The organism is Burkholderia sp. YHN3-13 (assembly GCF_055810675.1).
This window is the reverse complement of the sequence record NZ_JBVVNQ010000003.1, coordinates 17,665-40,974: the sequence shown is the minus strand read 5'-3', so window position 1 is coordinate 40,974 and position 23,310 is coordinate 17,665. Positions and strand designations below refer to the sequence as shown.

Here is a 23,310-nt window from a genome sequence, read left to right as displayed (position 1 = left end):
TGCCGGCGCGTGCCGCGCGCCGGCAGCACACGATCGTCAACGGCTGATCGCCGGCCCCGCCGTGCCGCGGCCGCTGCGCGATGACGGCCTCACGCCCCTTCTTCCGGCGGCATCGCCCCACGGTCGTCTTCCCATAACGGCTTGTCCTCGCCGTGGCCGTCGTGCGCCGCCACCGGCCCGCTCGCGTCGTGCTCCGTCGGCCGTCGCGCATCGCGCGGCGCGGCCCGGGTGGCACGCACCCGCGGGCGCGTCGGCGTCACCGTATGCTGTCCGCCGCCGCGGCGCGTGTCGGTCGCCTCGGCCTCCTTCGTTTGTCGTGCCTTCGAAGTCGTGTTCATCTTGCTCTCCCGTGTCATGAAACAGTCGTCGAACGAGCGTCGCAATTCCGGTGCCGCCGCCGGGCAGGCATCTTGCTGCGCTTCACGCGAACCGACGTCCGGAGGAGACAATGTCCACCCATTCCAACCCGCCGCCCGCCACGCGCCGCCGGCTCGGCGACTGGATGGCGCGCGAAGAGGCTCATATGGCCGCGTTCCGCGAGAAAGTCGCGGCGCAAGCGCGCGCGCATGCCGGCGACCGGCTGCGCACGCCGGCCGTGCAGGACCTCGCGCGGCTGTTCGACGATCACGCGGTGCTGCGCATGGGGCTGAGCCGCGCGATCGACGAAGCGGTCGCGTCGGGCCGCCGGCTGGGCTACACGTCGATCGGCGAACTGATGACGGTGCTCGATCACCTGATGACCTACACGCCGCCGTTCAGCGAAGCGAGCCTGATCGTCTGCCCGATCAACGCGTTCCTGGACTGGCCGATGTGCATGCCGTCCGGCCACGCGGTGTTTCGCGACCAGACCGTCAACGCCCACCTGAAGCGCATGCTGACCGTGTGGTGCGACTTCCTCGGCGGCCCGCACTCGCGCGCGCATCTCGACACGTCGGCGCCCGACGGCTGGTTCTGCGACGAAGCGTACGAGCGCCTCGGCCTGTCGCAATTCCGGTATCGCGACGACCAGCCGCACTGGGGGTTCGATTCGTGGAACGATTTCTTCACGCGACGCTTTCGCGACGGCGCGCGGCCGGTCGCGGCGCCCGACGATCCGCACGTGATCGTCAGCGCGTGCGAGGCCGCGCCGTATCACACCGAAACGCACGTGAAGCTGCGCGACACGTTCTGGATCAAGGCGCAGCCGTATTCGCTGCGCGATCTCTTCACGCCCGCGCGGCTGTCCCTCGCCGAACGCTTCGTCGGCGGCGACGTCTACCAGGCCTATCTCAGCGCCTACAACTACCATCGCTGGCATGCGCCGGTGCGTGGTGTCGTCACGCATGCGTACCGGGTCGACGGCGCCTACTACTCGGTCGCCGAAGCCGAAGGCCCGGATCCTGCCGGACTCAACGATTCGCAAGGCTACATGACGTCCGTCGCCGCGCGCGCGGTGGTCGCCTTTTCCTGCGACGACCCCGGTATCGGCACCGTGGCGGCCGTGTTCGTCGGGATGGGCGACGTGTCGTCGTGCGTGATCGAGGTCGTGCCGGGGCAGCGCGTCGACAAGGGCGACGAGATCGGTTATTTCCAGTTCGGCGGGTCGACGTACTGCCTGCTGTTCGAAGCCGGCGTGATCGACCGCTTCCTGCATGCGCCGCCGCACGATGGCCCGGCGCCCGTCGTGCGGGTCAACGCGGCCGTGGCGATTGCGCGGTGAGCGGCGCGCGCAGCGCGCAAGCGCGAAACATTACGCGTCGGCGGTGTCGCTCAGGCCGATCGCGCCGGATTCGGCCGCGTCATGCCGCTGCACGCTGCGCAGCACCGACAGCCCGTCGGCCGTCAGCGCGGGACGGTGCTCGCCCGACGCGTCGTCGTGCTGCATCACGATCAGGTGTTGTTCGACGAGGGCGACGATGTCGTCGCGGTCGATCTGGATCTGTTCCGGCGCGTGATGCGCCAGGAACAGCGCGGCAAATTCATGGGCGGTCAGCATGCTCGTTTCCCCGTTGACGGCTGCGCGCGACGCCCCCCCGGCACCGCATCGGCGTGCGGCGCGCATCGTGCGCCGGCAACGGGATGAACATGCAGGGTCCGTGCCAGCCGGCGTGAGGCGATCGATGTCCGGGCGGCGTGCCTGCCGCGCGATGTGGCACCGGACGGCGGGTGCGCCCGGCTGGAAAGTTTTCAATTGCGTGTAAGGCCGGCGGCCCGGGTGCGCCCGAATCCCGGCACGGGAACGGCACGCGGGTCAGCGCCGCCCGGAAGGGAACAGCCCTGCCCGCGCGCGGCCCGCCGGCGCCCGGAAATACCCGCTGTGCAGCACGACATCACCCTCATTGCCGTTCGCCAGCAGGTCCGCACATGCCGCCTCGATGCGCGCACGGCCGCGTTCGAACGCGTCGCGCAGGTCGGCCTCCAGCGCGGAGCGCGCGCCGAAATGATCTTCCAGCGCTTCGACCGTGATCGCCCAGGTCTGCGGCGTGCCATCGACCTCGACGACGAAACGCAACTGCAGCGCCGCCCCGTCGAACACGGGCGGCGCGACGGTCAGCGTCACTTGGCGGGCGGAATCGGCCGGCATCGCGCTATGCGCCCCGCGCCGCGAGGCGATCGACCAATGCGCCGTTGAACGCGGGAAGGTCGGCCGGCTTGCGGCTCGTGATCAGGTTGCCGTCGCGCACCACCTCCTCGTCGACCCACTTGCCGCCCGCGTGCCGGATATCGTCCTGCAGGCTCGGCCAGCTCGTCATCGTGCGGCCCTCGACGAGTTCGGCCGACACGAGCAGCCAGCCGCCGTGGCAGATCGCCGCGATCGGCTTGCCGGCGCCGACGGCCGCCGTCACGAATTCGCGCGCGGCCGGCAGCATCCGGATCGCGTCGCCGTTTACGACGCCGCCGGGCAGCACGACCGCGTCGTAGTCGCCTTCGCGCGCTTCGTCGAACGTGCGGTCGACCTTCACGCGCTCGCCCTTGTCGACGTGTCGGAAACCCTGGATCTCGCCGCGCTGCTGCGAAATCACGTCGACCTGCGCGCCTTCGGCCGCGAGCGCGCGCTGCGGCTCGACGAGTTCGGCTTCCTCGAAACCGTCGACCGCGAGAATGGCTACCCTGCAATGATCCAGCCTGCCGCTCATGAATGCCTCCGTCGGAATGGCGGCACACGTCGTGCCGCGTCGATTGCGCCGCAATCGGCGTGCCGGCCGGGGAACCACCCCGCAATCACGCGAAGGCCGCCGCGCGCGTGCGCGCGGCCGGCCGTTCGACGTCGCCACGTACCGGCTGCAAAGATTTCAACGGGATGTAATCCGATGCGGCAGGGCGATCCGCCACGGCTACTGCAGATGGCGCGCGGCGTCGAGCATCGCGTCGGTCAGTTCGACCGTCAGCGTCAGGTGCTCGTCGGTGTCGGGCAACTGGTCGAGCGTCTGCTGCACGGCCTCGTGCAGCATCGCGTGCACGCGCATCCGTGCGCCGTCGTCGAGATCCGCGTAACGCTCCATCGTGTCGCAGTCGAGTGCGAGCACGACCGCATGCCGCGCGGCCTCGGGCGGCGCTTCGGGCGTGAGCGCCCATGCCGCATGGAACATGATCCGGCCCGTTTCGACATCGACCTGGACGGTCGTGTCGAGATCGTCCGCGTCGATCGCGTCGCCGTCGATCTCTTCGTTCTCCAGCAAAATCCGGGAATTCGATTGCATGATGTCCTCCTGCGTGGTGGCGGTGCGCCGGTCCTGGAAACCGCGCCGCCATCGCGCCGTGCCGGCCGCGCCGGCACGACACCGTCGATTACCGCCTCAATATCCGCTCGAACCCGCGCCGCCGGCCCCGCCGCCGCCCGAGCCCGTCGCCCCCGGCGAGCCGCCGTTGCCCGCGCCCGTACCGCCACCGACACCGCCCCCCGCGGCACCGCTGCCGCCCGCACCCGCACCGTTGGGGCCGCCGCCCGGCTTCACGTGGCCTGCCGCCCCGCTGTGCGACGGCATGCCGTGCTTCGCGCCGTGCCGCTTCGGGCTGGCGGGCGGAGGCGGCGCGGCCGTATTGCCGTTGGTGTCCGGCGTCGACATGTCCATCGACGGATTCGGTGCGCCCGTTCCTTCGTCCGGACGCTGCGTGTTCTGGGCCCATGCGGCCGGCGCGGCCGCAACGATCGCGACAGCCGCGCAAGCGAGCACGCGCCGCGCGACGCACATCGATTCCAATACTGACTCCATGGTGTTGTCTCCCTGGTGGTGATGCGGTCATGGAAAAGCCTGCCCGTACCTTTCAGCAAGGCCCATGCCGTCACCGGCACCGGCGCGCCGCGCGGCACGCGGTTTGCGGCGCCTCTCACCGTACGACCCTCCCCCGACCCCATATGGAGCCGCCTTCATGCCTTCCGCCTCCGCTTCCCATGCGCACGGCAAGCGCCTCACGCGCCGCGCCGGCCGCGCCCGCAGCGCCGACCCGAAACACCGCAAGCGCTGGTCGGGCGAAGTCACGCAAAAAAGCGATGCGCTCGACCTCGAGCCCGACATCTTCAAATCCGACGATCCGGCCGCGATCGCCGCCTCGCTGAAGCGTTCGGCCGAGCACAGCCGCCGCCGCAAGGCATCGCCGTTCCAGTCGGCGATGTCGATGCTGAACTTCTACGTGAACCGCGCGGGCCGCAACCTCCCGAAAACGCGCCGCACGACGCTCGAACGCGCGAAGCGGAAACTGCGCGAGGCATTCGGCCGCAAGCCCTGACGGCTTGCGCGCCTGCGTTGCCCGCCAGCCACGAGCGCACCCATGCACGAGACGCTCTGGTACCTGATCATCGGCGCCGTGCTGCTGGGCATGGGCCTCGCGACGTCCGCGTTGCGCCACCTGCCCTGCAGCACCGCGATGATCTATCTCATCCTCGGCGTCGCGCTCGGCCCGGCCGGCGCCGGCCTGCTGCGTCTCGACCTGGAACGCGACGGCCGGCTGCTGCGTGAAATCGTCGAAATCGCGCTGCTCGTGTCGCTGTTCGCGATCGGGCTGCGGCTGCGCGTGCCGCTGTCCGACCGGCTGTGGCTCGTGCCGTGCCGCCTCGGCCTGCTCGCGATGGTCGTCACCGTGCCGCTGCTCGCCGCCTGCGCGGTGCTCGCGCTCGGGCTCGGCTGGGGCCCCGCGTTGCTGCTCGCGGCGATCCTCGCGCCGACCGACCCCGTGCTCGCGCACGACGTGCAGGTGCACGATCCGGGCGATCGCGATCTCGTCCGCTTCGCGCTGTCGGGCGAAGGCGGAATGAACGACGGCATCGCGCTGCCGTTCGCGCTCGCGGGGCTCGCGCTGTGCGGCGCAAGCGACGCGACGCATGGCGTCGCGCCGCTGTCCGGCACGTTCGCGCTCGCCGCGCTGTGGGGCATCGCGGGTGCGGCCGCGATCGGCGGCGGCCTCGGCTGGGCGACGACCTGGACGATCGGCTGGCTGCGCACGCGCCATGCGCAGGCACTCGGCCTCGAAGGCTTCTTCGCGCTCGCGCTGATCGTGCTGTCGTTCGGCGCCGCGCAGCTCGCGCACACGTTCGGCTTCATCGCGACGTTCGCGGCCGGCGTCGCGATGCGGCGCGTCGAGCATCGCGCGAGCGGCGACCGCAAGCCGCGCGAAGTGATCGGCCAGATCGATTCGGAGGACGTCGTCGCGACCGAAAAGCATCCGGAGAAGGCCCACGCGTTCATGGCCGAATCGGTGCTCGGCTTCACGATCGAACTCGAACGGATCGCGGAAGCCGTCGTGATGACGATGGTCGGCAGCGTGCTCGCGACGTTGCCGGGCGCGCTGTTCACCTGGGGCGCCGCCGCGCTGGCCGCCGTGCTGTTCGTCGCCGTGCGGCCGCTCGCGGTGCTGCTCACGCTCGCCGGTTCACCCGCGACGCACGCGCAGCGGCGCCTGATGGCATGGTTCGGCATTCGCGGAATCGGCTCGTTCTACTACCTGCTGTTCGCGCTTGAGCACGGGCCGTCCGATGCGGTGCGCCCGCTCGCCGCGCCGGTGCTGGCCGTCGTCTGCGCATCGGTGGTCGCGCACGGGATCTCCGCGACGCCGCTGATGAACTGGTACTACCGGCTGCAGCACCGGCGCTGACGCGTTCACGTTTGCACGCCGAGCCGCGCACGCATCGCGGCGGTGACGCGCTGGCGCGTCTTCGCATAGTCTTCCCACGGATCGCGCTTCAGCGTATCGAGCCGTTCGTGCAGCGTGTCGATCGTCCATTGCGCGCCGCCCGTCGTCGCGGGCACCTCGTCCCAGTCGAGCGGCACCGACACGCCCATGCCGGGCCGCGCGCGCACCGAGTACGCGGCGATCGTGCTCGCGCCGCGGCCGTTGCGCAAGTAGTCGACGAAGATCTTGCCGCGCCGGTGGCGCGGCCCCATCGTCGCGGTGAAGCGCTCGGGCAACGTGCCGGCGACGTGCTGCGCGACGGCGCGCGAGAACGCCTTCACGTCGTCCCAGCCCGCGTGCCGCGTGAGCGGCACGACGACGTGCAGCCCCTTGCCGCCGCTGGTCTTGCAGAAGGACACGAGTCCCAGCGCATCGAGCAGCCCGCGCACGAGCTGCGCGGCGTCGATCATCTCGCGCCACGGCAATGCCGGATCGGGATCGAGGTCGAACACGATGCGGTCCGGCCGCTCGATGTTCGACGCATGCGCGTTCCACGTATGCAACTCGATCGTGCCCATCTGCGCGGCGCCGAGCAGCGCGTCGACGCTGTCGATCGACAGCAGCGGCCCGTGGCCGGGATCCAGTCCTACGTGCTGCGTGACGAACGGGATCTCGCGTCGCTCCGCATGCTTCTGGAAGAACAGTTCGCCGGCGATGTCGCCCGGCGCGCGCACGAGCGATACGGGCCGCCCTTTCAGGTCGGGCAGCAGCCACGGCGCGACCCGCTGCCAGTAATGCGCGAGGTCGATCTTGCGCGTGCCGCTTTGCGGATCGAGTACGCGATCGGGGTGAGTGATGCGGACCCGACCAACCTGGGCGGCACCGGATTCGCCGTGCGTGCGGCCCGCCGACGCATCGGAGCGCGTGCGCGGCGGGCGGCCGTGCGCGGATTCGGCAGGCGCGGCGGGCGGGTGCGGGTCGTGCGTGGTGCGGGGTCCATCCATCGTCGTCTCCGTGTCGGTGTGGCGCGGCACCTCGCGGACGATCTGCCGCGCCGGCTTGTCTTCGCGCAGCGCAACGAACGCCGCCTGCCGCACGATCCCGTCGCCGGTCCATTCCGCGAATTCGCATTCGGCGACGAGCGTCGGCTCGACCCAGTGGACCCGCGTGCGCGACCGTTCGCGCGGCGGCGGGTCGAACGGCGTCGTGTCGCGTTCGTGCTTGCGCAAGGTAGCCGCGAACCGGTCGAGCAGGCGCGTATCGAACCCCGTGCCGACGCGGCCGACATAACGCAGCGGCGGCGTGCCGCGCGGCCGCCTGCCGCCCGCGGCGGGCTCGTGGACGCCGAGCAGCAGCGCGCCGAAGCCATGCCGGCTGCCCGACGGCTCGGTATAACCGCCGATCACGAACTCCTGTCGCCGCCTGCATTTCAGCTTGATCCACGCGGACGAGCGGCCGCCGCGATAGCGCGCATCCGCGCGCTTGCCGATTAGCCCCTCGAGCCCCGTGTCGCACGCGCTCGCGATCAGCGACGCGATATCGTCGCCGAGATCGGGCGAGTAGCGCAGCCGCGCGGGGTCGCTGCCGGCGAGCAGCGGTTCGAGCAGCCTGCGACGCGCGGCGAGCGGCGCGTCGCGCAGGTCGTATCCATCCAGAAACGGCAGGTCGAACACGAACAGCGTCACCGCGTCCGAGCGCCCGGCGCCGAGCGCGTTCTGCAGCGCCTGGAAATCCGGCAGGCCGGTGTCGCGGAGCACGACGGCCTCGCCGTCGAGCCACGCGTTGTCGACGTCGAGCGCCGCGAGCGCATCGCGCTGCAAGCGCAGCTTCGCGGTCCAGTCGCGGCCTTCGCGCGTCATCAGCGTGACGTGCCGCCGCGCGCCGCGGCCCGCGATCCGCGCAAGGATCCGGTAGCCGTCGAATTTCACCTCGTAGCGCCAGTCGCCGTGCGCCGGCGGCGCATCGACCAGCGTCGCGAGTTGCGGCGCGACGCGCTCGGGCAACGCCGCACGCACGGCGCCCTCTACCTGAGCGAGGTCGGGCGACGGCTCTTCCAGCCCGTCGTCGTGCGCCTCGCCGCGCACGCCCGACGCGTTGCGCCGGGCGCGGCGCGATGCACGCGCGGCAGGCGCCGCGTCGGCCGGTGCCGGATCGCGCGCGGCCCGCGTGTGTCCGTCATGCACGCTGCCCGGCCGCTGGGCAACGACATCGAACGTCTCGGCGTCGCGCGCGTCGTCGTCGCGTTCCTTGATCAACAGCCATTGCGCCTGGCGGCCCTGCTGCCGCCCGCTGCGCACGAGCGCCCAGCCGCCGTGCAGCTTCGCGCCGTCGAGCCGGAACGTCAGCTTGCCGGCACGATAGCCGGCGCGTGCCTGCGCGACGCCGCCGTCGGGCGTCCACGTGCCTTCGTCCCAGACGACGACCGAACCCGCGCCGTAATGGCCGGCCGGAATCTCGCCTTCGAACGACGCGTATTCGAGCGGATGATCCTCGACGTGCACGGCCAGCCGCTTCACCGACGGGTCGACGCTCGGCCCCTTCGGCACGGCCCACGACTTCAGCGTGCCGTCGAGTTCGAGACGGAAGTCGTAATGCAGGCGCCGTGCGTGGTGTTCCTGAATCACGAAGCGCAGCGGCCTGGCCGCGCGCGCGGACGGTCGCGCGTTGCGCCCCGTGCGCGTATTCGCATCGGCGGAAGCGCGCCGCCGCCCGTGCGCGCCCTCGGGTTCCGGGCTCGCGTCGAAGCGGCGTTTGCGGCGATACGGATCGAGCTTGCCTGCCATCGCGTCATCCTCCTTCACGCGGCGTCATGCGGCGTGCTTGCGGCGCGCGGCGGCCTTCTTCGCCGAGTGCGCACCGGTGGCGCCGTGCTTCGCGGCCGTACGTTTCGCGGGCGCCTTCGCCGCTCCTTTGGCGGGCGCTTTCGCCGCCGGTTTGCGGCGCGCGCCGGCCGCACGCGAAGGCGCCGATGCTTCAGTATCCGCATCGTCGTCCCCACCGCCCGCGCGCCCGCCACCCTTCAGGCTGCGCTTGAGCAATTCGGTCAGATCGACGACGTTGGACGCCGCGCGCCCCGTCTGCGCGGGCCGGTCCTCGATCTCCTCGATCCGGCCCGCGCGGACCTTGCGCTCGACCAGCTCGAGGATGTCGTCGCGGAACGTGTCGTGATACGCGTCGGGCGACCACGATCCGGACATGTCCTCGATCAGCTTCTTCGCCATCGCGAGTTCGCGCGCGCTGACGCCGGCACGTTTCGCGTCGTCGGCCGGCACCGACAGTTCGTCGAGCGGGCGCAGCTCCTCCTGCCAGCGCAGCGTGTCGAGCGCCAGCAGCGGCCCGACCGGAATCAGCGCGCCGAGATGCTGGCGGTCGCGCATCACGACGTGCGCGATGCCGATCTTGCCGCTGTCCTTCAGCGCGTCGCGCAGCAGCGCATAGACCTTCTCGCCCTTGCGGTCCGGCACGAGGTAGTACGGCGTGTCGAGATACAGGAACGACACGGCGTCCTCGTCGACGAACGTGACGATGTCGACCGTCTGCGTCGATTCGGGGTTCGCCGCGCGGATCTCGTCGTCGGTCAGCACGACGTAGCGCTCCTTCTCGTACTCGTAGCCGCGCACGATGTCCTCGCGCGTGACTTCCTTGCCGGTGCGCTTGTTGATCTGCCGGTAGCCGACCGGGTCCATCGAGCGCTTGTCGAGCAGCCGGAACGACGGCTTCACGGTGCGCGTGGCCGGGAACAGCTGCACGGGCACGTGAACGAGCCCGAAGCTGATCGCGCCTTTCCAGATCATCCGTGCCATCGATGTCCTCCTTGCCGCGTGTGGGGGCCAGCGCAAGTCACGGCCTGCGGCGGCGGCTGCGCCGCACGATGCTGACGTGGCCGTTGCGCTCCAGGATCGCCGCATCGACGTCGGACAGGTCGTTCGCGCCGAGCGCCTGCCGCACGCTCTCGCGAATGTCGGTCGGCGTGAGCAGCGCGGCACGCATCTGCGCGTCGTCGAAGCGGCCGTTGCGATACACCTCGCGCTCGACGCCCACCAGCAGCCGCTCGAGCCGGCGCGAGCGCACGCAGGCCCAGCCGATCGCGCGATGCAGCAGCGCGATCGCGAACGACGCCGCGACGGTCGCCACGAACGGCGACGCGCCGACCACCGCGCGGCTCAGGATCGCGCCGAGCAGGATCCCGACCACGTAGTCGAACGGCGAACGCTGGCCGAACGCGCGCCGCCCGGCGACGCGGATCAGCACGAGCGCGATCGCGGACACGACGATCGCGCGCAGCGCCATCTGGCCGGGGCCAAGCATCCGGCCCTGTCCGAACAGCGCGACGACGACGTCCATGATCGCGCGGCGGCGCTAGGCCGGCAACGCGGCCGCCTGCTGCTCGCGCGCCCAGACGCGATGCTGGCCGAGGTGGTCCGACAGCGCCTTCAGGACGGCGTCGAGATCGACGGCCTGCCCAACGCACACGCCTTCGGCCGGGTCCGGCAGGTGCGCGGTGCGCAGCAGTTGCCGCCCCGACCCGACGGCCGCGATCGGCTTCAGGTGCTTGAACGCCTCGCGCACGAAGTGCCGTGCGTCGGCGCTGTGCGCGAGATCGCCGCCATCGTCGTCGCCGCCGCAGACGAATACCGCGTCGAACATCACCGACGGCATGCCGGCCAGCGTCGCCTCCGGCACGATGCCGCCGATCGGCGCGAGCGTCGGCGCGACGATCGTCGGCACCGCGTGCGCGGCCTGCAGCGTGTCGCGCACCTGCTCGACGAGCGCCGGGCTCGTACCCGGCGTCGCGATCAGCGCGATCTTGCGCGAGCGGACGCCCGGCTTCGCGCGGCCGATCAGGCTCAGTGCCGGCGAGCGCTGCGCGACGGCCGGCGTCGCGGCCGCGTGCGGCGCGGGCAGCCCGAGCCGTTCCGCGACCTGCGCGGCGAGCCCGCCATCGAAGCGCGCGATGATGTCGTTGACCACCCGCTCGCGAATCCGCGGCTGCGTCACCTTGCCCAGCTCGAAGCAGTACGCGTCGCGGATGTGCCGCTGCTCGATCCCGGTCATGCTCTGGTAGAACAGCGCGGCCTGCGAGAAATGATCGGCGAACGATTCGCTGCGCACGCGCACCTTCTCGCCCTCGAGCGGCTCGTGCACGGTCTCGAAGCCGCCGCCGGACGGCGCGGGCGGCGTCTCGCGCGGCCAGCCGCCGCTCGTCGAATTCGGCTCGTACGACGCCTGCCCGACGTTGATCGTCTGCCGGTGCATCGCGTCGCGCTGGTTGTTCGCGAACGGGCACACCGGACGGTTGATCGGAATCTCGTGGAAATTCGGGCCGCCGAGCCGGCTCAGTTGCGTATCGGTGTACGAGAACAGGCGCCCCTGCAACAGCGGGTCGTTCGTGAAGTCGATGCCCGGCACCACGTGGCCCGGGTGAAACGCGACCTGCTCGGTTTCCGCGAAGAAGTTGTCGGGATTGCGGTTCAGCGTCATCCGGCCGATCGGCCGCACCGGCACGCGCTCTTCGGGCACCAGCTTGGTCGGGTCGAGCAGATCGAAGTCGAACTGGTCCGCATCGGCCGGATCGATCATCTGCACGCCGAGCTCGAACTCCGGATAGTCGCCGCGCTCGATCGCCGTCCACAGGTCGCGCCGGTTGAAATCCGGGTCGTGGCCGGCAATCCGCTGCGCTTCGTCCCACAGCAGCGAATACGCGCCGCTCACGGGGCGCCAGTGGAACTTCACGAAGCGCACGTCGCCGGCCGCGTTCACGAAGCGGAACGTGTGCACGCCGAAGCCGTCCATCGCGCGAAAGCTCGCGGGCAGCGCTCGGTCAGACATCAGCCACAGCACCATGTGGGTGGCTTCCGGCACCAGCGACACGAAATCCCAAAACGTGTCGTGCGCGGATGCGCCGGTCGGCATCTCGTTCGGCGCCTCGGGCTTCACCGCATGCACGAAGTCGGGAAACTTGATCGCGTCCTGGATGAAGAACACCGGCATGTTGTTGCCGACGAGGTCGTAGTTGCCTTCCTCCGTATAGAACTTCACCGCGAAGCCGCGCACGTCGCGCACGGTGTCGGCCGACCCGCGCGGCCCCTGCACCGTCGAGAAGCGCACGTATACCGGCGTCTCGGCGGCCGGATCCTGCAGGAACGCGGCCTTCGTGTAGTCGGCCATCGGCTCGTAGACGCGGAACACGCCGTGCGCGGCCGAGCCGCGAGCGTGCACCACGCGCTCCGGAATACGCTCGTGATCGAAGTGCGTGATCTTCTCGCGCATGATGAAGTCTTCGAGCAGCGACGGGCCGCGCGCGCCGCCGCGCAGCGTGTTCTGGTTGTCGGCGATCCGCACGCCCTGGTTGGTGCGCAGCGCCTCGCGGTCGGGCCGCGAACGGTTTTCTTCGAGCTGGCGCGACTTCGCGCTGTCGGGCGACGGCGCCGGCGGGGTCTTGCCGGCTGAGGGGGAATGGGTCATCGAGAGTCCTCGTGGCATGTGTGAGGCCGCCGCGACACGCGCCCTCGCGCTACGGCGCGCGCGTGCGGACAGCGGCGAAAGCCGGCGCGAGCGGAACCGCACCCGCGAACCGGCCGCGAAGCGTCAGGGCGCGCGTAGCGCCGCGTCGAATTCGGCGCGTGTCACGTCGAGCGCCACGCTGCATTCGATCGCGGCATCCTCGACGCGCGGCTTGTACTCGTCCACCGCGCGCCGCGCGCGATCGCACAGCTGCGTGCGCACGCGCAGCCGGTCGGCCGCATCGAGCGACGCATAGCGCGCGATCACGTCCGGATCGAACCGCAGGTCGACCGCGCAGCGCCATTCGCGCGCGTCCTCGTCGGACGGCACGCGCACCCACGACACGTGGATCGTCAGCCGGCCGGACGCGTCGTCCGCCTGCACGACGACGGTCGACTGCGACGGAAATCCGATCGCGAGCGCGTGTTCGAGTTCGGCCACGCGCTGCGACCGGTCGGGCGCATCGCTCATCGTCGCACGACACCCAGCAGCAGCGTGACCAGGAAGATCACGACGAAGATGTAGAACAGGATCTTCGCGATCTCGGCCGCGCCGGCCGCGATGCCGCCGAAGCCGAACACGGCCGCGACGATCGCGATAATGAAGAAGATGATGGCGTATCGAAGCATGGAACCCTCCTGAAGGACAGCGGTCGTCACCAAACGTCGTCGTCGGTCACGCATCGTGCTTGTGTTTCGGTTTGCCGCGCACGGGCGTGGAAGCCATTTTCTCGAGCTCTTTCTCGCTCATCGATTTGGCCATCGACTTCGACGGCGGCTTGAGATCCTTCATTTTCGTTTCGCCGCGCTTGGCGGACAGCGCGGCGCCCGCGGCACGCTGCTGGGCCTGGGATTTTGCTGGCATGGTTGCGCTCCTGTCGTGAGTGCGCGGGCCGCTACGACGGGCAGCCTCGCGCGGTGGATTCGTCAGGCAAGCCGTCACGCGGCATCGCGACGCCGCAGGTCGGCCGGCTGAATCTTCATCGCCTGGCGATACTTCGTCACCGTGCGACGCGCAAGAAGAATGCCGCGCCCCGCGAGGTACGCCGCGAGCGCGACGTCGGACAGCGGATCGGTGCGCCGCTCGGCCGCGATCATGTCGCGGATCAGCACCTTCGCCGCCGATGCCGAACACACGCCGCGGCCGGCCGCCTCGAGCTTGCGCGGGAAGAAATGCTTGAATTCGAACGTGCCGTGCGGCGTGGCCATGTACTTGTTGCCCGTCGCCCGCGACACGGTCGATTCGTGCAGGTCGAGTTCCTCGGCGATGTCGCGCAGCACGAGCGGCTTCATCGCGATCTCGCCGTAGCGGAAGAAATCGCGCTGGCGCGCGACGATGCATTCGCCGACGCGCTGGATCGTGTCGAAACGCTTCTGCACGTTGCGGATCAGCCAGCGCGCTTCCTGCAGCTGCTGGCCGAGCGGCGAATCGCGTTCGCCGCTCGACTGCGCGAACAGCGTCGCGTAACGCTCGTGCAGGCGCGCGCGCGGCAGCACGGCCGGGTTGATCGTCACGATCCACTCGTCGCGCACCTGACGCACGATCACGTCGGGCACCACGTAGTCGCCGCGCGTGCTGCCGTAGTGATTGCCGGGGCGCGGATCGAGCCCGCGCACCAGTGCGCATGCCGCGTGCAGCGTCTCCTGATTGCAGCCCAGGCGCCGCTGGATTTCGGCCGTCTCGCGGCGGGCGAGCCGCTCGAGATGCTCGCGCGCGATCGCTTTTGCTTCCGCCAGGGCCGGCGTGCCGGCCGGAATCGCATCGAGCTGCAGCACGAGGCATTCGGACAGCGAACGCGCGGCAATCCCCGGGCGGTCGAGCATCTGCACGAGCCGCAGCGCGATCGCGAGATCCTGTTCGGACAATAGCAGCGCGGGATCGGCCGCGGCCAGCAGCTCGGCCAGCTCCTGGCGCAGGTAACCGTCGTCGTCGAGCGCGTCGATCACCATGCGTGCGGCCTCGCGATCGCGCCTGTTCAACGGATAGAGCCGCAGCGCGTCGTGCAGTTGCTGATGCAGCGACGGCTCGGCGGCGATCCATTCGCCGGGCGACAGGCCGCCCCCGTCGTCGCCCTGGTGGCTGGTGCCGCGCGGCGCGGGCGCGGCCGTAAAGGGCACCTCACCGTCCGGCGGGCGCCCTTCGTCGGGTTCGGGCGCCGGGTCGGGCGCGGCCGTTTCGGCCGGCTGCGCCGCCGGATCGGCGGCAGGTTCATCGTCGCCTTGTCCGTCTTCGAGAAACGGATTCATGTCGAGCGCCTGCCGCAGTTCCTGTTGAAATTCGAGCGAGGACAACTGCAGCAGCCGCAGCGACTGCTGAAGCCTCGGCGTAAGTGCGAGATGCTGTCGCATCTGCAGCGCAAGCGAGACGGGCATCGAAAGCCTCCTGACGGTTCGGTTCGTGTTCAATCGTGTCCAGGATTCATGCAGCTTTCGTGCCAATCCGGCAAAGCGCGTTGCGCCGCGGCTCTCGCGGGTTCCTACCCCGGGTCGCCGCCGCTCGGGGCCGCTTTTTTACAAGCCGGCGGCAAGTTTGGGGCACGCATTTCGCTCATGCCGCCCCCTGCCTCACGTCATGCGTCGCCGGTTCAGTACTGCATCGGCGGCGGCGTGCCCGGCAACGGCTGGTCGCCCTGCGCGCCGTTCGGTCCCGGCGGCGGCACGTCGGCCGGTTCGCCGCCGGCCGCGCCTTGCGGCATCATGTTGCCCGGCGACGGACGCGTGTCGTAGCGCGTATTCGCGTCCGGCATCGTCGTGGTCGATTGCGCGCCGCGGCCGTCCGGCGGCGCGGGCGGCGCCGCATGGGCGCCGTAGGGGCCGTTTGTCGGCTGCGTGCAGGCGCCCAGCGCGCACACGGCGGCGAACGCACAGGCGCCCGCGCGGATCGTCTGGATCGTGTTCATCGAAATCCTCCCTCGGATCGGCGGCTCAAAGCCGGTTGAAATGGAAATCGCCCGCATAGGCGGTCGGTGCGCGGCGCGCCATCATCGCGTCGAATTCGGCCGCGACCCGCATGAGCGTGCCGCGCTGCCGCCCGATGCCGGCCTGTTCGAGCGCCGCGAATGCGTGCGCGTCGAACGTCACGGTCAACGATGCCGGATGGCCGTCGACCCGGAAGCCGATATGCAACGCGCCCGCCGGCTGTTCCTCGACATGGAATGGCAGCGCGCGCGCCTCGAAATGGCGGCCGAGCGTCTCGGCGATCTCGCGCAGCATGCCGGGTTTCACGCGGAGGCTCATCGCGGTGCCTCCCGATGGGTTCGTCGCACCCTGCTCACCGCCCAAGCACGCACCGGCGGCTCGCGCGACGGCGGGTCGCGTTCCGGCGGCGCGGTCCCGGGCGGGTCGCCCGCGGGCTGACGGTGCGGTTCCGGCATGTCGGGCGGCACGTCGTCCGGATCGGGCGGTTCGGGGTCGGGCTCGATGTCGGGAATCGGCGGCTCGGGTCGCTGCAGCCACTGCACGGGATCGTGTTTCATCGGCATTCCATCGTTGCGGGTTCGGACCGTACTGCGGATAGCGGCCGCATTCGGGTACAGCGGTCGCGCAATGCGCATGCCGTCGCGCGCGTCGCCCGCGGACCGGCATGAACGCGCATGCGAGCGGCTCCCCCCGACACGCCGTGCCTTCGCTACACCGTCCACTGCAAAACTTGCAAGCGCCACGCTACGCGTCATACGCGGCCATCACGAGCCACAGCTCGCGGCCGTCGTCCGTCACGCGTGCCGCGAGCGCATACGGGTCCGACGGCTCGCACGCGCGCTGCAGCGCGAAGCGCGCGGGCTCGGTCGCGCCGAATGTCTCGTCGCCGAGCGGCCGCACGTCGGCCTTGCCTTCGAACATCCGGCGCTCGGGCCGGTAGATCAGCGGTTCATGCTTCCATTCGTTGAAATGGTGCTTCACCGAATCGAATGCGCCGCCGCATACGTTGACCTCGTAGCGCACGCCAGGTCGTCGTTTCGGAATCGTCATCGTGCCTCCCGCTGGACACGCGCACGGCAGGCACCGGTTGCGCCGCGCATCGTCGTCGTGTCGTGTTCGTCGTCGCCGTTCACGCGGCAAGTCGCGTGCCTCGCGCGCGCCGGGAACGTCCGTTGCGGGAAGATCCGCGTCATCGTCACCGATACGGAGCCTCGCGATGAAGGATTCGACCCGGTCCGGCCACGACGCGCCGGCCCACGAGCGGCACGACGACCCGTCGCCGCCGCTGAAACACCAGGACCGCACGCACACTCGCCACTCGGAACGCCATATCGACAAACAGCTCGAGGACACCTTTCCGGCGAGCGACCCGCCGGCGACCGGCGGCGTCACGCGTATCGAACCCGACACGCCGCCCGGCACGCACGACGACGCGCCGCGGCAGGACAAGCGCGAACGCGGCGACACGTGAGCGGCCGCGCGCGCCGTGCGGCACGCGGCTTGCTGGTTCGGATGACCAACACACCGTACCCACCCGCAAGGAGGACTTCATGCATCGCGTCAACGAAATCATGTCGCAGGACGTCGTGCGCATCGCGCCGACCGATTCGATCCGTCATGCCGCGCAACTGATGGAGCGCTACGACATCGGCGCGCTGCCCGTATGCGACAACAACCGGCTGATCGGGATGGTGACGGACCGCGATCTGGCGGTGCGCGCGATCTCGGCCGGCAAGCCGCCGGAGACACGAATCCACGAGGTCGCGTCCGGCCCGATCGAATGGTGCTTCGACGACGATTCGCTGGAGGAGATCCAGCACTACATGGCCGACGCGCAACTGCGCCGCCTGCCCGTCGTCGATCACGACAAGCGGCTGGTCGGCATGCTGTCGCTCGCGGACATCGCGACGCGCTCCGCGAGCCCCGAGCGCGACGACGTCGCGAACACACTCGAAAGCGTGTCGCAACCGAAGCAGACGTGACGGCGCGATCCTCGCCCGTCCCGACAACCCGCGCGACCCGCAGGGCCCGCCCCGGGCACGGTCGCGCCCCACGCAGCCTGGAGGAAACCATGCAGACTTCCGATCAAGGTCAGACCCGCATCATCGGCAAGGGCGCCGCGACCGCGGCCGGCCCCGGCCCCGACGTGATGGCGGCCGATACGCTGGAAGGCAACAAGGTCTATACGACCGACGGCGACGACGTCGGCAAGATCAAGGACATCATGCTCGACGTGCGCTCGGGCCGGATCGCCTACGCGGTGCTGTCGAGCGGCGGCATCCTCGGCATCGGCGACAAGCTGCACGCGATTCCGTGGAGCGCGCTCACGCTCGACACCGAGCGCAAGTGCTTCCTGCTGTCGGTATCGTCCGAGCGGATCCGCAACGCGCCGGGGTTCGACAAGGACCACTGGCCGGCGATGGCCGACCCGCAATGGGCCGAGCCGCTGCACGAGTTCTACGGCAGCGCGCCGTACTGGAGCGCCGGCGACGAACTCGGGCTGACCGACCCGACCGAGGAACTGGACGATCCGCGCACGCGCGGCCGTCACTGATCGCAACGATGCGGCGCCGGTTCGCCGGCGTATCCGCTTGCGACACGCCCCGCCCCGCGCGGGGCGTTTTCGTGCGGGCCGCGGCCGCGCCGGACGCACGCGTGAACGCGCGGCAGCCTCGGCCGACGTCCTCGACCCATGTGATGCCGAACCCGTCGAGCGCCGCCTGGCGCCCTGTCCGGCTGCATGCGGCAGGCGATCCGACCGCCTTTTTACAAGCGCCGTGTAACGTCCTCGTCGGGGCTCGCAGCGCCACCGCCAGCGCCGCTCGCCGATTCCAGATAGCCCAGCAACCGGTGCGGCGTCAGCGGTTTCGCGCAATGCGCGTCGAAACCCGCGGCCTTCGCCTCCTCGCAATCGCGTCGCGACGCGAACCCGCTGCACGCGACGAGCAGCATGTCGGCCGTGCGCGGATCGGCGCGCAGCCGCGTCGCGAGCTGCAGCCCGTCGAGGCCCGGCATCGCGATGTCGAGCAGCACCGCGAACGGTTGCCAGTCGCGTGCGACGTCGCACACGGCGAACGGATCGTCGGCGATGCGGCATTTGAAGCCGCGCGTCTCGAGCAGCAGGCGCAACGCGTCGGCCGCGTCGCGATAGTCGTCGACGACCAGCACGCGGCGCGGGCGGCGCGGCACGCTGTCGGGCGCGCGCCACAGCAGCACGTCGGCGGCGGCCGGATCGTCGCCGGGATCGGGTTGCATCGCGTTTCTCCTGTCGTTGGACCGGACGGCCACGCAAGCCGCGCACCCGTCACGACCGCACGCGGCATGCCGGTTGCTGCGTCGTTCGCATCGTCGACACGGGAGTCCTTGATGCGAGCGATGCGGCTTTCTCCGTCCGGTCTGCACCCCGCTGCGCGGGCGACGGGCCGAGCGCCAGACCGTTCCCCTCGATGGCGGCGCGATCCGGCGTCGACCCGCGCGGGGCGCGCCGCATGACCCGCCAGCCGCCGGGCCGCTCAACACCGTCGTCCGCCGAAGACGACGCGCCGCCGACGCTCGACGCGTGCCGCCGCTGTGCGCTGTGGGAACACGCGACGCAGCCGGTACCCGGCGCGGGACCGCGCGACGCGTCGATCATGCTGGTCGGCGAGCAGCCGGGCGACCAGGAAGACCGCGCGGGCCTGCCGTTCGTCGGCGAGGCCGGCCGCCTGCTCGACCGCGCGCTCGACGAAGCCGGGATCGAACGCACGCACGTGTACCTGACCAACGCGGTCAAGCACTTCAAATGGGAACCGCGCGGCAAGCGGCGGCTGCACAAGACGCCCGCGCAGCGGGAGGTGGCCGCGTGCCGCTACTGGCTCGAACGCGAACTCGATGCGGTGCGCCCGCGGGTGGTCGTCGCGCTCGGCGCCACGGCGCTGCGCGCGGTGCTGCAGGACCACGACGCGACGCTCGAGCGCACGCGCGCGCCGGTGCGTACCGCCGGCGGGCAGCTCGTCGTCGCGACCTATCATCCGTCGTACGTGCTGCGCACGCGCGGCGCCGATTCGCGCGAGCACGCATACCGGACGCTCGTCGACGCGCTGCGCACCGCATCGGACCTCGCGCGCGACGCACGCCGCGGCGGCACGCGCGGCGCGCACCGCAACGCCGGATGAGTGCGCCGGACCCAGGCGCAGGGCCGGCGGCCGTGACCTCGCCCGCCGCCGCCACGGCGAAACCCTGGTACAAGCGGCTCGGCCCAGGACTGCTCGCGGGCGCATCCGATGCCGATCCGAGCAACATCGCGGTCTACGCGCAGGCCGGCAGCCAGTTCGGTTTCAACATGCTTTGGATGATCGTCGTCACGCTGCCGATGATGGTCGCCGTGCAGCTCGCGGCGGCCTTCGTCGGACGCCGCAACCGCGAAGGCCTCGTCGCCGGCATTCGCACGCACTTCTCCGACCGTCTCGCGAAGGCGCTGATCGTGATGGTCGCGGTGGTCAACGTCGTGAACGTCGGCGCCGATCTCGCGGCGATGGGTGACGCGACGGCGCTCGTCGCCGGCGGCCGCGGCTACTGGTATGCGCCGCTCTACGGAATCGCCTCGCTCGCGCTGCAGGTGATGCTGTCGTACGAACGCTATGCGCTCTGGCTGAAATGGATGACGCTCGGGCTGATCGCGTACGTGCTCGAACTCGGCTTCGTTCATGTCGACTGGCGCGGCGTGCTGCATGCGCTCGTGCTGCCGCAGATCGCGTTCACGCACGCGTATGCGACGACCGCGGTCGCCGTGCTCGGCACGACGCTGAGCCCGTACCTGTTCGTGTGGCAGGCCGCGCTCGAAGTCGAGGAAACCGCGGCCGAACAGCGCGACGAGGGGACCGGCACGCAGACCGATACGCAGGCCGGCACCGAGCGGCGCGTCACGCTCGACACGTGGACGGGCATGATCGTCACCAATGCGGTGTCGTTCTGCATCATGGTGATCGGTGCGGCCGTGTTCTTCGCGCACGGCCGGCACGATATCGGCACCACCGCGCAAGCGGCCGAGGCGCTGCGGCCGATCGCCGGCGAAGCCGCGTTCGTCGTGTTCGCGTTCGGCATCGTCGGCTGCGGGCTGCTCGCGATTCCGGCGTTCGCCGGCAGCGCCGCGTACGGCTGCGCGGAAGCCTGGCGGTTTCGCGAAGGGCTGAACGAACCCGTGCGGCGCGCGCCCGCGTTCTACGCGGTACTGGTGCTATGTGTGATCGTCGGCATCGCGATCTGCGTCGGCCCGATCGATCCGATCCGGGCGCTGTACTGGAGCGCCGTGCTCAACGGCGTCGCGGCGGTGCCGATGCTCGTGCTCGTGATGCTGCTCGCAAGGCAGCGCGACGCTGCCGGGCAGCCCGGGAGCGGTCCGGCAGCGCAAGCGTTCGGCTGGCTCGCGGTCGCGTTGATGGCCGCGGCCGTGGCCACGATGATCGTCGACCTGCTCACCTGAGCGTCACGAGACGGTTGCGTCGGCAACCGGGCAGCCGCGCGAACGGCTGCCCGCTCCGCATCGCGCGTCACATCATCTTGCCGCGCGAGCGTTCGGCGCGCGCCGCCTCGGCCGCCGATTCGACCTTCTTCACTTCCTCCGGCGGCGGCAGCACGGCCTTGAAGCCCATCGACTCGATCCACATCTCGCGCGCCCAGCCGCGCGTGTGATACAGGTGGTGATCCTCGTCGGCCTCGACCTCGTCGTGCGCGTCCTTCAGCGTCTTCGCCGCATCGCCCGACAACTGGTCGGCCGCGTAGCCGATCAGCTCCCAGTTCAGGTGGTCCTTGGTTTCGGCGAGCACCACGCATTCCGCCGCGACGACCTGCGCGACGGCAGGATCGGCGTGCTTCTGCGCCTGCTCGATCACGTGGACCAGCGACTGGCCGGTGGCCGCGACCGCGCTGCGTCCGGGCGACTGCGCGTCGAGGTCCATGCCGAACGTCTCGAACACCTTGCGCAGCACCTCCTGGTGATGCAACGTCTCGCGATGGTACTTCTCCCACTCCTTGTGCAGATCGTCGTCGGTCGCGCACTGCAGCGCGGCCTCGTAGATCTTCGCGCCGCCAAGCTCGGTTTCGTAGGCCTGACAGAGTAATTCGCGGATGCCTTCGTGTTTCGGTTGCCGATGGGCCATGACTCTCTCTCCGGAAAAAACGGGCCGCGCATGCGGCCCGGGGTTGAACGGGCACGCGTTATCGCGCGCCCACCTTGCGTTCGAGCGCCTGCGCCATGCTCAGGTGATGCCGGAGCGTCGGCAGCGTGGCGCTCGCGAATTCGCGCAACTGCGGATCCCTGCCGTCGCGCGCCTCGCTTTCGAACAAGGCGACCGCCTTGCGGTGCGCGTCGGGGCCGACCGCCGCGACATAAGCGACGTCGAAGTCTCGGCCGTTCTTGCCGCGCAGCGCCTCGACGTCGGGGTCCGAAATCTGTTCGACCTGCGGCTTCATGCCCTTGCGCGCGGCAAGCTCGGTGAGCCGTGCATTCGCCTTGCCGTGATCGCTCACCATCCGCTTCGCGAATGCGCGCACGTCCGGCGACTGCGCCTGCTTCAGCGCGAGCTGGCTCGCCTGCACCTCGGCCTTGCCGGCGAGCGCGGCCTTGTCGATGAATTCCGCGTCGCCGCCTTGCGGCGCCTTCGCGATCCGCGCATCGCCCGCGCCCGACGACGGATTGATCACGCCGCCCGGCACGTGCGAATTCGAAGCGGGCGGCTCGCTCGGCGCCTGCGCGCGGGCGAGCCCCGACACGGCGAGCGCGCCTGCGGCGAGCATCGCGATCGTCCAGTCCGGATGTCTCATCTGCTTTCTCCTAGTGCTTGCGTGGAAGCCGCCGGCGGCCGTCAGCCACCGACGATCGAGCCGCCGTTCGGGTGCAGCGTCTGCCCCGTCATGTAGCTCGCGCCGTCCGACGCGAGCAGTACGTAGCAGTCGATCAGTTCGTCCGGCTGCCCGGGCCGCTTGAGCGGCACGTTCGAGCCAAACTTCGCGACCTGGTCGGCGGTGAAGGTTGACGGGATCAGCGGCGTCCAGATCGGCCCCGGCGCAACTGCGTTGACGCGGATGTCGCGTTCGGCCAGCTCGATCGCCAGCGAACGCGTGAACGCGACGATCGCACCCTTGGTCGCCGAGTAATCGGGCAGCCTCGGGCTGCCATGATAGGCCGTCACCGACGCCGTGTTGACGATCCGCCCGCCATGCTGCATATGCGGCAGCGCGGCCTGCGTGCAGAAGAACATGCCGTACACGTTCGTGCGGAAGGTGCGTTCGAGCTGTTCCTCGGTCACGTCCTCGATGCCCGGTTGCGGATGCTGCTCGCCCGCGTTGTTGACGAGCACGTCGAGCCGGCCGAGCCGCTCGACCGTGCGCGCCACCGCGTCGCGTGCCTGCCGGCGCTCGCCGACGTCGCACGCGATCGCCTCGCAACGCCGGCCGGCCTGCTCGACCAGCCGCTTCGTGTGCGCCGCATCGTCGGACTCCTTCAGATAAACGATCGCGACATCCGCGCCTTCCTTCGCGAAACCAACCGCGACCGCGCGGCCGATCCCGCTGTCGCCGCCCGTCACGAGCGCGACCTTACCGGCCAGCTTGCCGCTGCCGATGTAATCGGCCGCGTCGTCGCGCGGCTGCGGATGCATGTCGCGCTCGGTGCCCGGTTGATGGCGTTGCTGCTGGGGCGGGGGCGTCTGTGCGGTAGTCATCGGTTCCTCCTTGAACGGGTGCCGTTCCTGTTGCGCAAGCGGCATGCCGCGCGCGACCCGCAGGCGCACGGCGCTGCTGCCGCGTTTTCCCGGTCGGCGTT

The 23,310-nt window shown here is 70.4% G+C and carries 30 protein-coding genes; 8 read left to right on the top strand and 22 right to left on the bottom strand.

The window, feature by feature from the left end; translation table 11 throughout:
• Positions 1-89: 89 nt before the first annotated feature.
• On the bottom strand, positions 90-338 hold the full coding sequence (locus tag AC0KUR_RS08520) for a hypothetical protein (protein ID WP_473375699.1): 249 nt from the start codon (positions 336-338) through the stop codon (positions 90-92).
• 110 nt (positions 339-448) lie between these two features.
• On the opposite strand from AC0KUR_RS08520, the gene AC0KUR_RS08515 reads away from it, so the two are divergent.
• Positions 449-1,699: a phosphatidylserine decarboxylase family protein gene (locus AC0KUR_RS08515; protein WP_343727747.1), complete on the top strand. Its 1,251-nt coding sequence runs from the start codon at positions 449-451 to the stop codon at positions 1,697-1,699.
• Positions 1,700-1,729: 30 nt separating this feature from the next.
• Here the strand turns inward: AC0KUR_RS08515 and AC0KUR_RS08510 are convergent, their stop codons facing one another.
• From AC0KUR_RS08510 to AC0KUR_RS08490, 5 genes are all read right to left on the bottom strand, one after another.
• The gene (locus tag AC0KUR_RS08510) at positions 1,730-1,975 is read right to left on the bottom strand and encodes a hypothetical protein (protein WP_034190091.1); all 246 of its coding nucleotides are present in this window, start codon (positions 1,973-1,975) and stop codon (positions 1,730-1,732) included.
• 255 nt (positions 1,976-2,230) lie between these two features.
• Entirely contained in the window at positions 2,231-2,563 is a 333-nt protein-coding gene (locus AC0KUR_RS08505) for a DUF1488 family protein (RefSeq protein WP_473375698.1), read from the bottom strand.
• 4 nt (positions 2,564-2,567) lie between these two features.
• Positions 2,568-3,116 carry a type 1 glutamine amidotransferase domain-containing protein gene (locus tag AC0KUR_RS08500; RefSeq protein ID WP_034189995.1) on the bottom strand — a complete coding sequence of 183 codons (549 nt, stop codon included), beginning with the start codon at positions 3,114-3,116 and terminating at the stop codon, positions 2,568-2,570.
• 198 nt (positions 3,117-3,314) lie between these two features.
• A complete protein-coding gene (locus AC0KUR_RS08495) occupies positions 3,315-3,680 on the bottom strand; it encodes a DUF3022 domain-containing protein (protein WP_049029431.1) in 366 nt (121 codons plus the stop codon).
• 96 nt (positions 3,681-3,776) lie between these two features.
• Entirely contained in the window at positions 3,777-4,193 is a 417-nt protein-coding gene (locus AC0KUR_RS08490; protein WP_473375697.1) for a hypothetical protein, read from the bottom strand.
• A 157-nt stretch (positions 4,194-4,350) separates the two neighbouring features.
• Here AC0KUR_RS08490 and AC0KUR_RS08485 point away from each other — a divergent pair, with 157 nt between their 5' ends.
• Complete coding sequence (locus AC0KUR_RS08485; protein ID WP_034189992.1) at positions 4,351-4,707, top strand: DUF3175 domain-containing protein; 357 nt, start codon at positions 4,351-4,353, stop codon at positions 4,705-4,707.
• Between the two features lie 42 nt (positions 4,708-4,749).
• Positions 4,750-6,069, top strand: coding sequence for a cation:proton antiporter domain-containing protein (locus tag AC0KUR_RS08480; RefSeq protein WP_473375696.1), 1,320 nt, complete (start codon positions 4,750-4,752; stop codon positions 6,067-6,069).
• A 5-nt stretch (positions 6,070-6,074) separates the two neighbouring features.
• Here AC0KUR_RS08480 and ligD read toward each other — a convergent pair whose 3' ends face one another.
• The 12 genes from ligD to AC0KUR_RS08420 form a co-directional block, all read right to left on the bottom strand.
• On the bottom strand, positions 6,075-8,870 hold the full coding sequence (gene ligD, locus AC0KUR_RS08475) for a DNA ligase D (protein ID WP_473375695.1): 2,796 nt from the start codon (positions 8,868-8,870) through the stop codon (positions 6,075-6,077).
• A 24-nt stretch (positions 8,871-8,894) separates the two neighbouring features.
• Complete coding sequence (ku, locus tag AC0KUR_RS08470) at positions 8,895-9,890, bottom strand: non-homologous end joining protein Ku (protein ID WP_124608219.1); 996 nt, start codon at positions 9,888-9,890, stop codon at positions 8,895-8,897.
• Positions 9,891-9,927: 37 nt separating this feature from the next.
• Complete coding sequence (locus AC0KUR_RS08465; protein WP_049034872.1) at positions 9,928-10,431, bottom strand: DUF421 domain-containing protein; 504 nt, start codon at positions 10,429-10,431, stop codon at positions 9,928-9,930.
• A gap of 15 nt (positions 10,432-10,446) precedes the next feature.
• Complete coding sequence (gene katE, locus AC0KUR_RS08460; RefSeq protein WP_473375694.1) at positions 10,447-12,570, bottom strand: catalase HPII; 2,124 nt, start codon at positions 12,568-12,570, stop codon at positions 10,447-10,449.
• Between the two features lie 105 nt (positions 12,571-12,675).
• Positions 12,676-13,062, bottom strand: a complete 387-nt coding sequence (locus AC0KUR_RS08455; RefSeq protein ID WP_473375693.1) for a DUF3022 domain-containing protein — start codon at positions 13,060-13,062, stop codon at positions 12,676-12,678.
• On the bottom strand, positions 13,059-13,220 hold the full coding sequence (locus AC0KUR_RS08450; RefSeq protein ID WP_027792525.1) for a DUF1328 family protein: 162 nt from the start codon (positions 13,218-13,220) through the stop codon (positions 13,059-13,061). Before AC0KUR_RS08450 ends, AC0KUR_RS08455 begins: the two co-directional genes overlap by 4 nt.
• 46 nt (positions 13,221-13,266) lie before the next feature.
• The gene (locus AC0KUR_RS08445) at positions 13,267-13,455 is read right to left on the bottom strand and encodes a DUF3008 family protein (RefSeq protein ID WP_049028728.1); all 189 of its coding nucleotides are present in this window, start codon (positions 13,453-13,455) and stop codon (positions 13,267-13,269) included.
• Between the two features lie 74 nt (positions 13,456-13,529).
• Positions 13,530-14,963, bottom strand: coding sequence for an RNA polymerase factor sigma-54 (gene rpoN / locus AC0KUR_RS08440; protein WP_473375692.1), 1,434 nt, complete (start codon positions 14,961-14,963; stop codon positions 13,530-13,532).
• A 212-nt stretch (positions 14,964-15,175) separates the two neighbouring features.
• Entirely contained in the window at positions 15,176-15,490 is a 315-nt protein-coding gene (locus AC0KUR_RS08435; RefSeq protein WP_034189983.1) for a hypothetical protein, read from the bottom strand.
• 25 nt (positions 15,491-15,515) lie between these two features.
• Positions 15,516-15,827 (bottom strand): hypothetical protein, encoded by a 312-nt coding sequence (locus tag AC0KUR_RS08430; protein WP_301742467.1) that lies wholly within the window; start codon positions 15,825-15,827, stop codon positions 15,516-15,518.
• A complete protein-coding gene (locus tag AC0KUR_RS08425) occupies positions 15,824-16,066 on the bottom strand; it encodes a hypothetical protein (RefSeq protein ID WP_473375691.1) in 243 nt (80 codons plus the stop codon). The genes AC0KUR_RS08430 and AC0KUR_RS08425 overlap by 4 nt, the downstream gene beginning before the upstream one ends.
• A 187-nt stretch (positions 16,067-16,253) precedes the next feature.
• A complete protein-coding gene (locus AC0KUR_RS08420) occupies positions 16,254-16,559 on the bottom strand; it encodes a hypothetical protein (protein WP_034189982.1) in 306 nt (101 codons plus the stop codon).
• A 166-nt stretch (positions 16,560-16,725) separates the two neighbouring features.
• Between AC0KUR_RS08420 and AC0KUR_RS08415 the strand changes: the two genes are divergently transcribed.
• The 3 genes from AC0KUR_RS08415 to AC0KUR_RS08405 all read left to right on the top strand — a co-directional run bounded on the left by AC0KUR_RS08415 (position 16,726) and on the right by AC0KUR_RS08405 (position 18,063).
• Positions 16,726-16,980: a hypothetical protein gene (locus tag AC0KUR_RS08415; RefSeq protein WP_034189981.1), complete on the top strand. Its 255-nt coding sequence runs from the start codon at positions 16,726-16,728 to the stop codon at positions 16,978-16,980.
• 79 nt (positions 16,981-17,059) lie between these two features.
• Positions 17,060-17,491 carry a CBS domain-containing protein gene (locus AC0KUR_RS08410; protein ID WP_034189980.1) on the top strand — a complete coding sequence of 144 codons (432 nt, stop codon included), beginning with the start codon at positions 17,060-17,062 and terminating at the stop codon, positions 17,489-17,491.
• Between the two features lie 89 nt (positions 17,492-17,580).
• Complete coding sequence (locus AC0KUR_RS08405) at positions 17,581-18,063, top strand: PRC-barrel domain-containing protein (RefSeq protein WP_034189979.1); 483 nt, start codon at positions 17,581-17,583, stop codon at positions 18,061-18,063.
• Positions 18,064-18,275: 212 nt separating this feature from the next.
• Here the strand turns inward: AC0KUR_RS08405 and AC0KUR_RS08400 are convergent, their stop codons facing one another.
• Positions 18,276-18,764, bottom strand: coding sequence for a response regulator (locus AC0KUR_RS08400; protein ID WP_473375690.1), 489 nt, complete (start codon positions 18,762-18,764; stop codon positions 18,276-18,278).
• Between the two features lie 233 nt (positions 18,765-18,997).
• Between AC0KUR_RS08400 and AC0KUR_RS08395 the strand changes: the two genes are divergently transcribed.
• Together AC0KUR_RS08395 and AC0KUR_RS08390 are read left to right on the top strand one after the other, a co-directional pair.
• Positions 18,998-19,663, top strand: coding sequence for a UdgX family uracil-DNA binding protein (locus tag AC0KUR_RS08395; RefSeq protein ID WP_473375689.1), 666 nt, complete (start codon positions 18,998-19,000; stop codon positions 19,661-19,663).
• Positions 19,660-20,970, top strand: a complete 1,311-nt coding sequence (locus tag AC0KUR_RS08390) for an NRAMP family divalent metal transporter (RefSeq protein ID WP_473375688.1) — start codon at positions 19,660-19,662, stop codon at positions 20,968-20,970. Before AC0KUR_RS08395 ends, AC0KUR_RS08390 begins: the two co-directional genes overlap by 4 nt.
• A 67-nt stretch (positions 20,971-21,037) precedes the next feature.
• Here the strand turns inward: AC0KUR_RS08390 and AC0KUR_RS08385 are convergent, their stop codons facing one another.
• Genes AC0KUR_RS08385 through AC0KUR_RS08375 form a run of 3 tightly spaced genes read right to left on the bottom strand, consistent with a single transcriptional unit; the run spans position 21,038 to position 23,209 of the window.
• Positions 21,038-21,646, bottom strand: a complete 609-nt coding sequence (locus AC0KUR_RS08385) for a DUF892 family protein (protein ID WP_034189977.1) — start codon at positions 21,644-21,646, stop codon at positions 21,038-21,040.
• A 58-nt stretch (positions 21,647-21,704) separates the two neighbouring features.
• Complete coding sequence (locus tag AC0KUR_RS08380; protein WP_124669544.1) at positions 21,705-22,310, bottom strand: DUF4142 domain-containing protein; 606 nt, start codon at positions 22,308-22,310, stop codon at positions 21,705-21,707.
• 41 nt (positions 22,311-22,351) lie between these two features.
• Positions 22,352-23,209: an SDR family oxidoreductase gene (locus AC0KUR_RS08375; protein ID WP_226253167.1), complete on the bottom strand. Its 858-nt coding sequence runs from the start codon at positions 23,207-23,209 to the stop codon at positions 22,352-22,354.
• Positions 23,210-23,310: the final 101 nt, after the last annotated feature.

Coding starts and splice junctions, on each gene's coding strand:
- AC0KUR_RS08520 (WP_473375699.1), bottom strand. CDS start 338: ATGAACACGACTTCGAAGGCACGACAAACGAAGGAGGCCGAGGCGACC.
- AC0KUR_RS08515 (WP_343727747.1), top strand. CDS start 449: ATGTCCACCCATTCCAACCCGCCGCCCGCCACGCGCCGCCGGCTCGGC.
- AC0KUR_RS08510 (WP_034190091.1), bottom strand. CDS start 1,975: ATGCTGACCGCCCATGAATTTGCCGCGCTGTTCCTGGCGCATCACGCG.
- AC0KUR_RS08505 (WP_473375698.1), bottom strand. CDS start 2,563: ATGCCGGCCGATTCCGCCCGCCAAGTGACGCTGACCGTCGCGCCGCCC.
- AC0KUR_RS08500 (WP_034189995.1), bottom strand. CDS start 3,116: ATGAGCGGCAGGCTGGATCATTGCAGGGTAGCCATTCTCGCGGTCGAC.
- AC0KUR_RS08495 (WP_049029431.1), bottom strand. CDS start 3,680: ATGCAATCGAATTCCCGGATTTTGCTGGAGAACGAAGAGATCGACGGC.
- AC0KUR_RS08490 (WP_473375697.1), bottom strand. CDS start 4,193: ATGGAGTCAGTATTGGAATCGATGTGCGTCGCGCGGCGCGTGCTCGCT.
- AC0KUR_RS08485 (WP_034189992.1), top strand. CDS start 4,351: ATGCCTTCCGCCTCCGCTTCCCATGCGCACGGCAAGCGCCTCACGCGC.
- AC0KUR_RS08480 (WP_473375696.1), top strand. CDS start 4,750: ATGCACGAGACGCTCTGGTACCTGATCATCGGCGCCGTGCTGCTGGGC.
- ligD (WP_473375695.1), bottom strand. CDS start 8,870: ATGGCAGGCAAGCTCGATCCGTATCGCCGCAAACGCCGCTTCGACGCG.
- ku (WP_124608219.1), bottom strand. CDS start 9,890: ATGGCACGGATGATCTGGAAAGGCGCGATCAGCTTCGGGCTCGTTCAC.
- AC0KUR_RS08465 (WP_049034872.1), bottom strand. CDS start 10,431: ATGGACGTCGTCGTCGCGCTGTTCGGACAGGGCCGGATGCTTGGCCCC.
- katE (WP_473375694.1), bottom strand. CDS start 12,570: ATGCCACGAGGACTCTCGATGACCCATTCCCCCTCAGCCGGCAAGACC.
- AC0KUR_RS08455 (WP_473375693.1), bottom strand. CDS start 13,062: ATGAGCGATGCGCCCGACCGGTCGCAGCGCGTGGCCGAACTCGAACAC.
- AC0KUR_RS08450 (WP_027792525.1), bottom strand. CDS start 13,220: ATGCTTCGATACGCCATCATCTTCTTCATTATCGCGATCGTCGCGGCC.
- AC0KUR_RS08445 (WP_049028728.1), bottom strand. CDS start 13,455: ATGCCAGCAAAATCCCAGGCCCAGCAGCGTGCCGCGGGCGCCGCGCTG.
- rpoN (WP_473375692.1), bottom strand. CDS start 14,963: ATGCCCGTCTCGCTTGCGCTGCAGATGCGACAGCATCTCGCACTTACG.
- AC0KUR_RS08435 (WP_034189983.1), bottom strand. CDS start 15,490: ATGAACACGATCCAGACGATCCGCGCGGGCGCCTGTGCGTTCGCCGCC.
- AC0KUR_RS08430 (WP_301742467.1), bottom strand. CDS start 15,827: ATGAGCCTCCGCGTGAAACCCGGCATGCTGCGCGAGATCGCCGAGACG.
- AC0KUR_RS08425 (WP_473375691.1), bottom strand. CDS start 16,066: ATGAAACACGATCCCGTGCAGTGGCTGCAGCGACCCGAGCCGCCGATT.
- AC0KUR_RS08420 (WP_034189982.1), bottom strand. CDS start 16,559: ATGACGATTCCGAAACGACGACCTGGCGTGCGCTACGAGGTCAACGTA.
- AC0KUR_RS08415 (WP_034189981.1), top strand. CDS start 16,726: ATGAAGGATTCGACCCGGTCCGGCCACGACGCGCCGGCCCACGAGCGG.
- AC0KUR_RS08410 (WP_034189980.1), top strand. CDS start 17,060: ATGCATCGCGTCAACGAAATCATGTCGCAGGACGTCGTGCGCATCGCG.
- AC0KUR_RS08405 (WP_034189979.1), top strand. CDS start 17,581: ATGCAGACTTCCGATCAAGGTCAGACCCGCATCATCGGCAAGGGCGCC.
- AC0KUR_RS08400 (WP_473375690.1), bottom strand. CDS start 18,764: ATGCAACCCGATCCCGGCGACGATCCGGCCGCCGCCGACGTGCTGCTG.
- AC0KUR_RS08395 (WP_473375689.1), top strand. CDS start 18,998: ATGACCCGCCAGCCGCCGGGCCGCTCAACACCGTCGTCCGCCGAAGAC.
- AC0KUR_RS08390 (WP_473375688.1), top strand. CDS start 19,660: ATGAGTGCGCCGGACCCAGGCGCAGGGCCGGCGGCCGTGACCTCGCCC.
- AC0KUR_RS08385 (WP_034189977.1), bottom strand. CDS start 21,646: ATGGCCCATCGGCAACCGAAACACGAAGGCATCCGCGAATTACTCTGT.
- AC0KUR_RS08380 (WP_124669544.1), bottom strand. CDS start 22,310: ATGAGACATCCGGACTGGACGATCGCGATGCTCGCCGCAGGCGCGCTC.
- AC0KUR_RS08375 (WP_226253167.1), bottom strand. CDS start 23,209: ATGACTACCGCACAGACGCCCCCGCCCCAGCAGCAACGCCATCAACCG.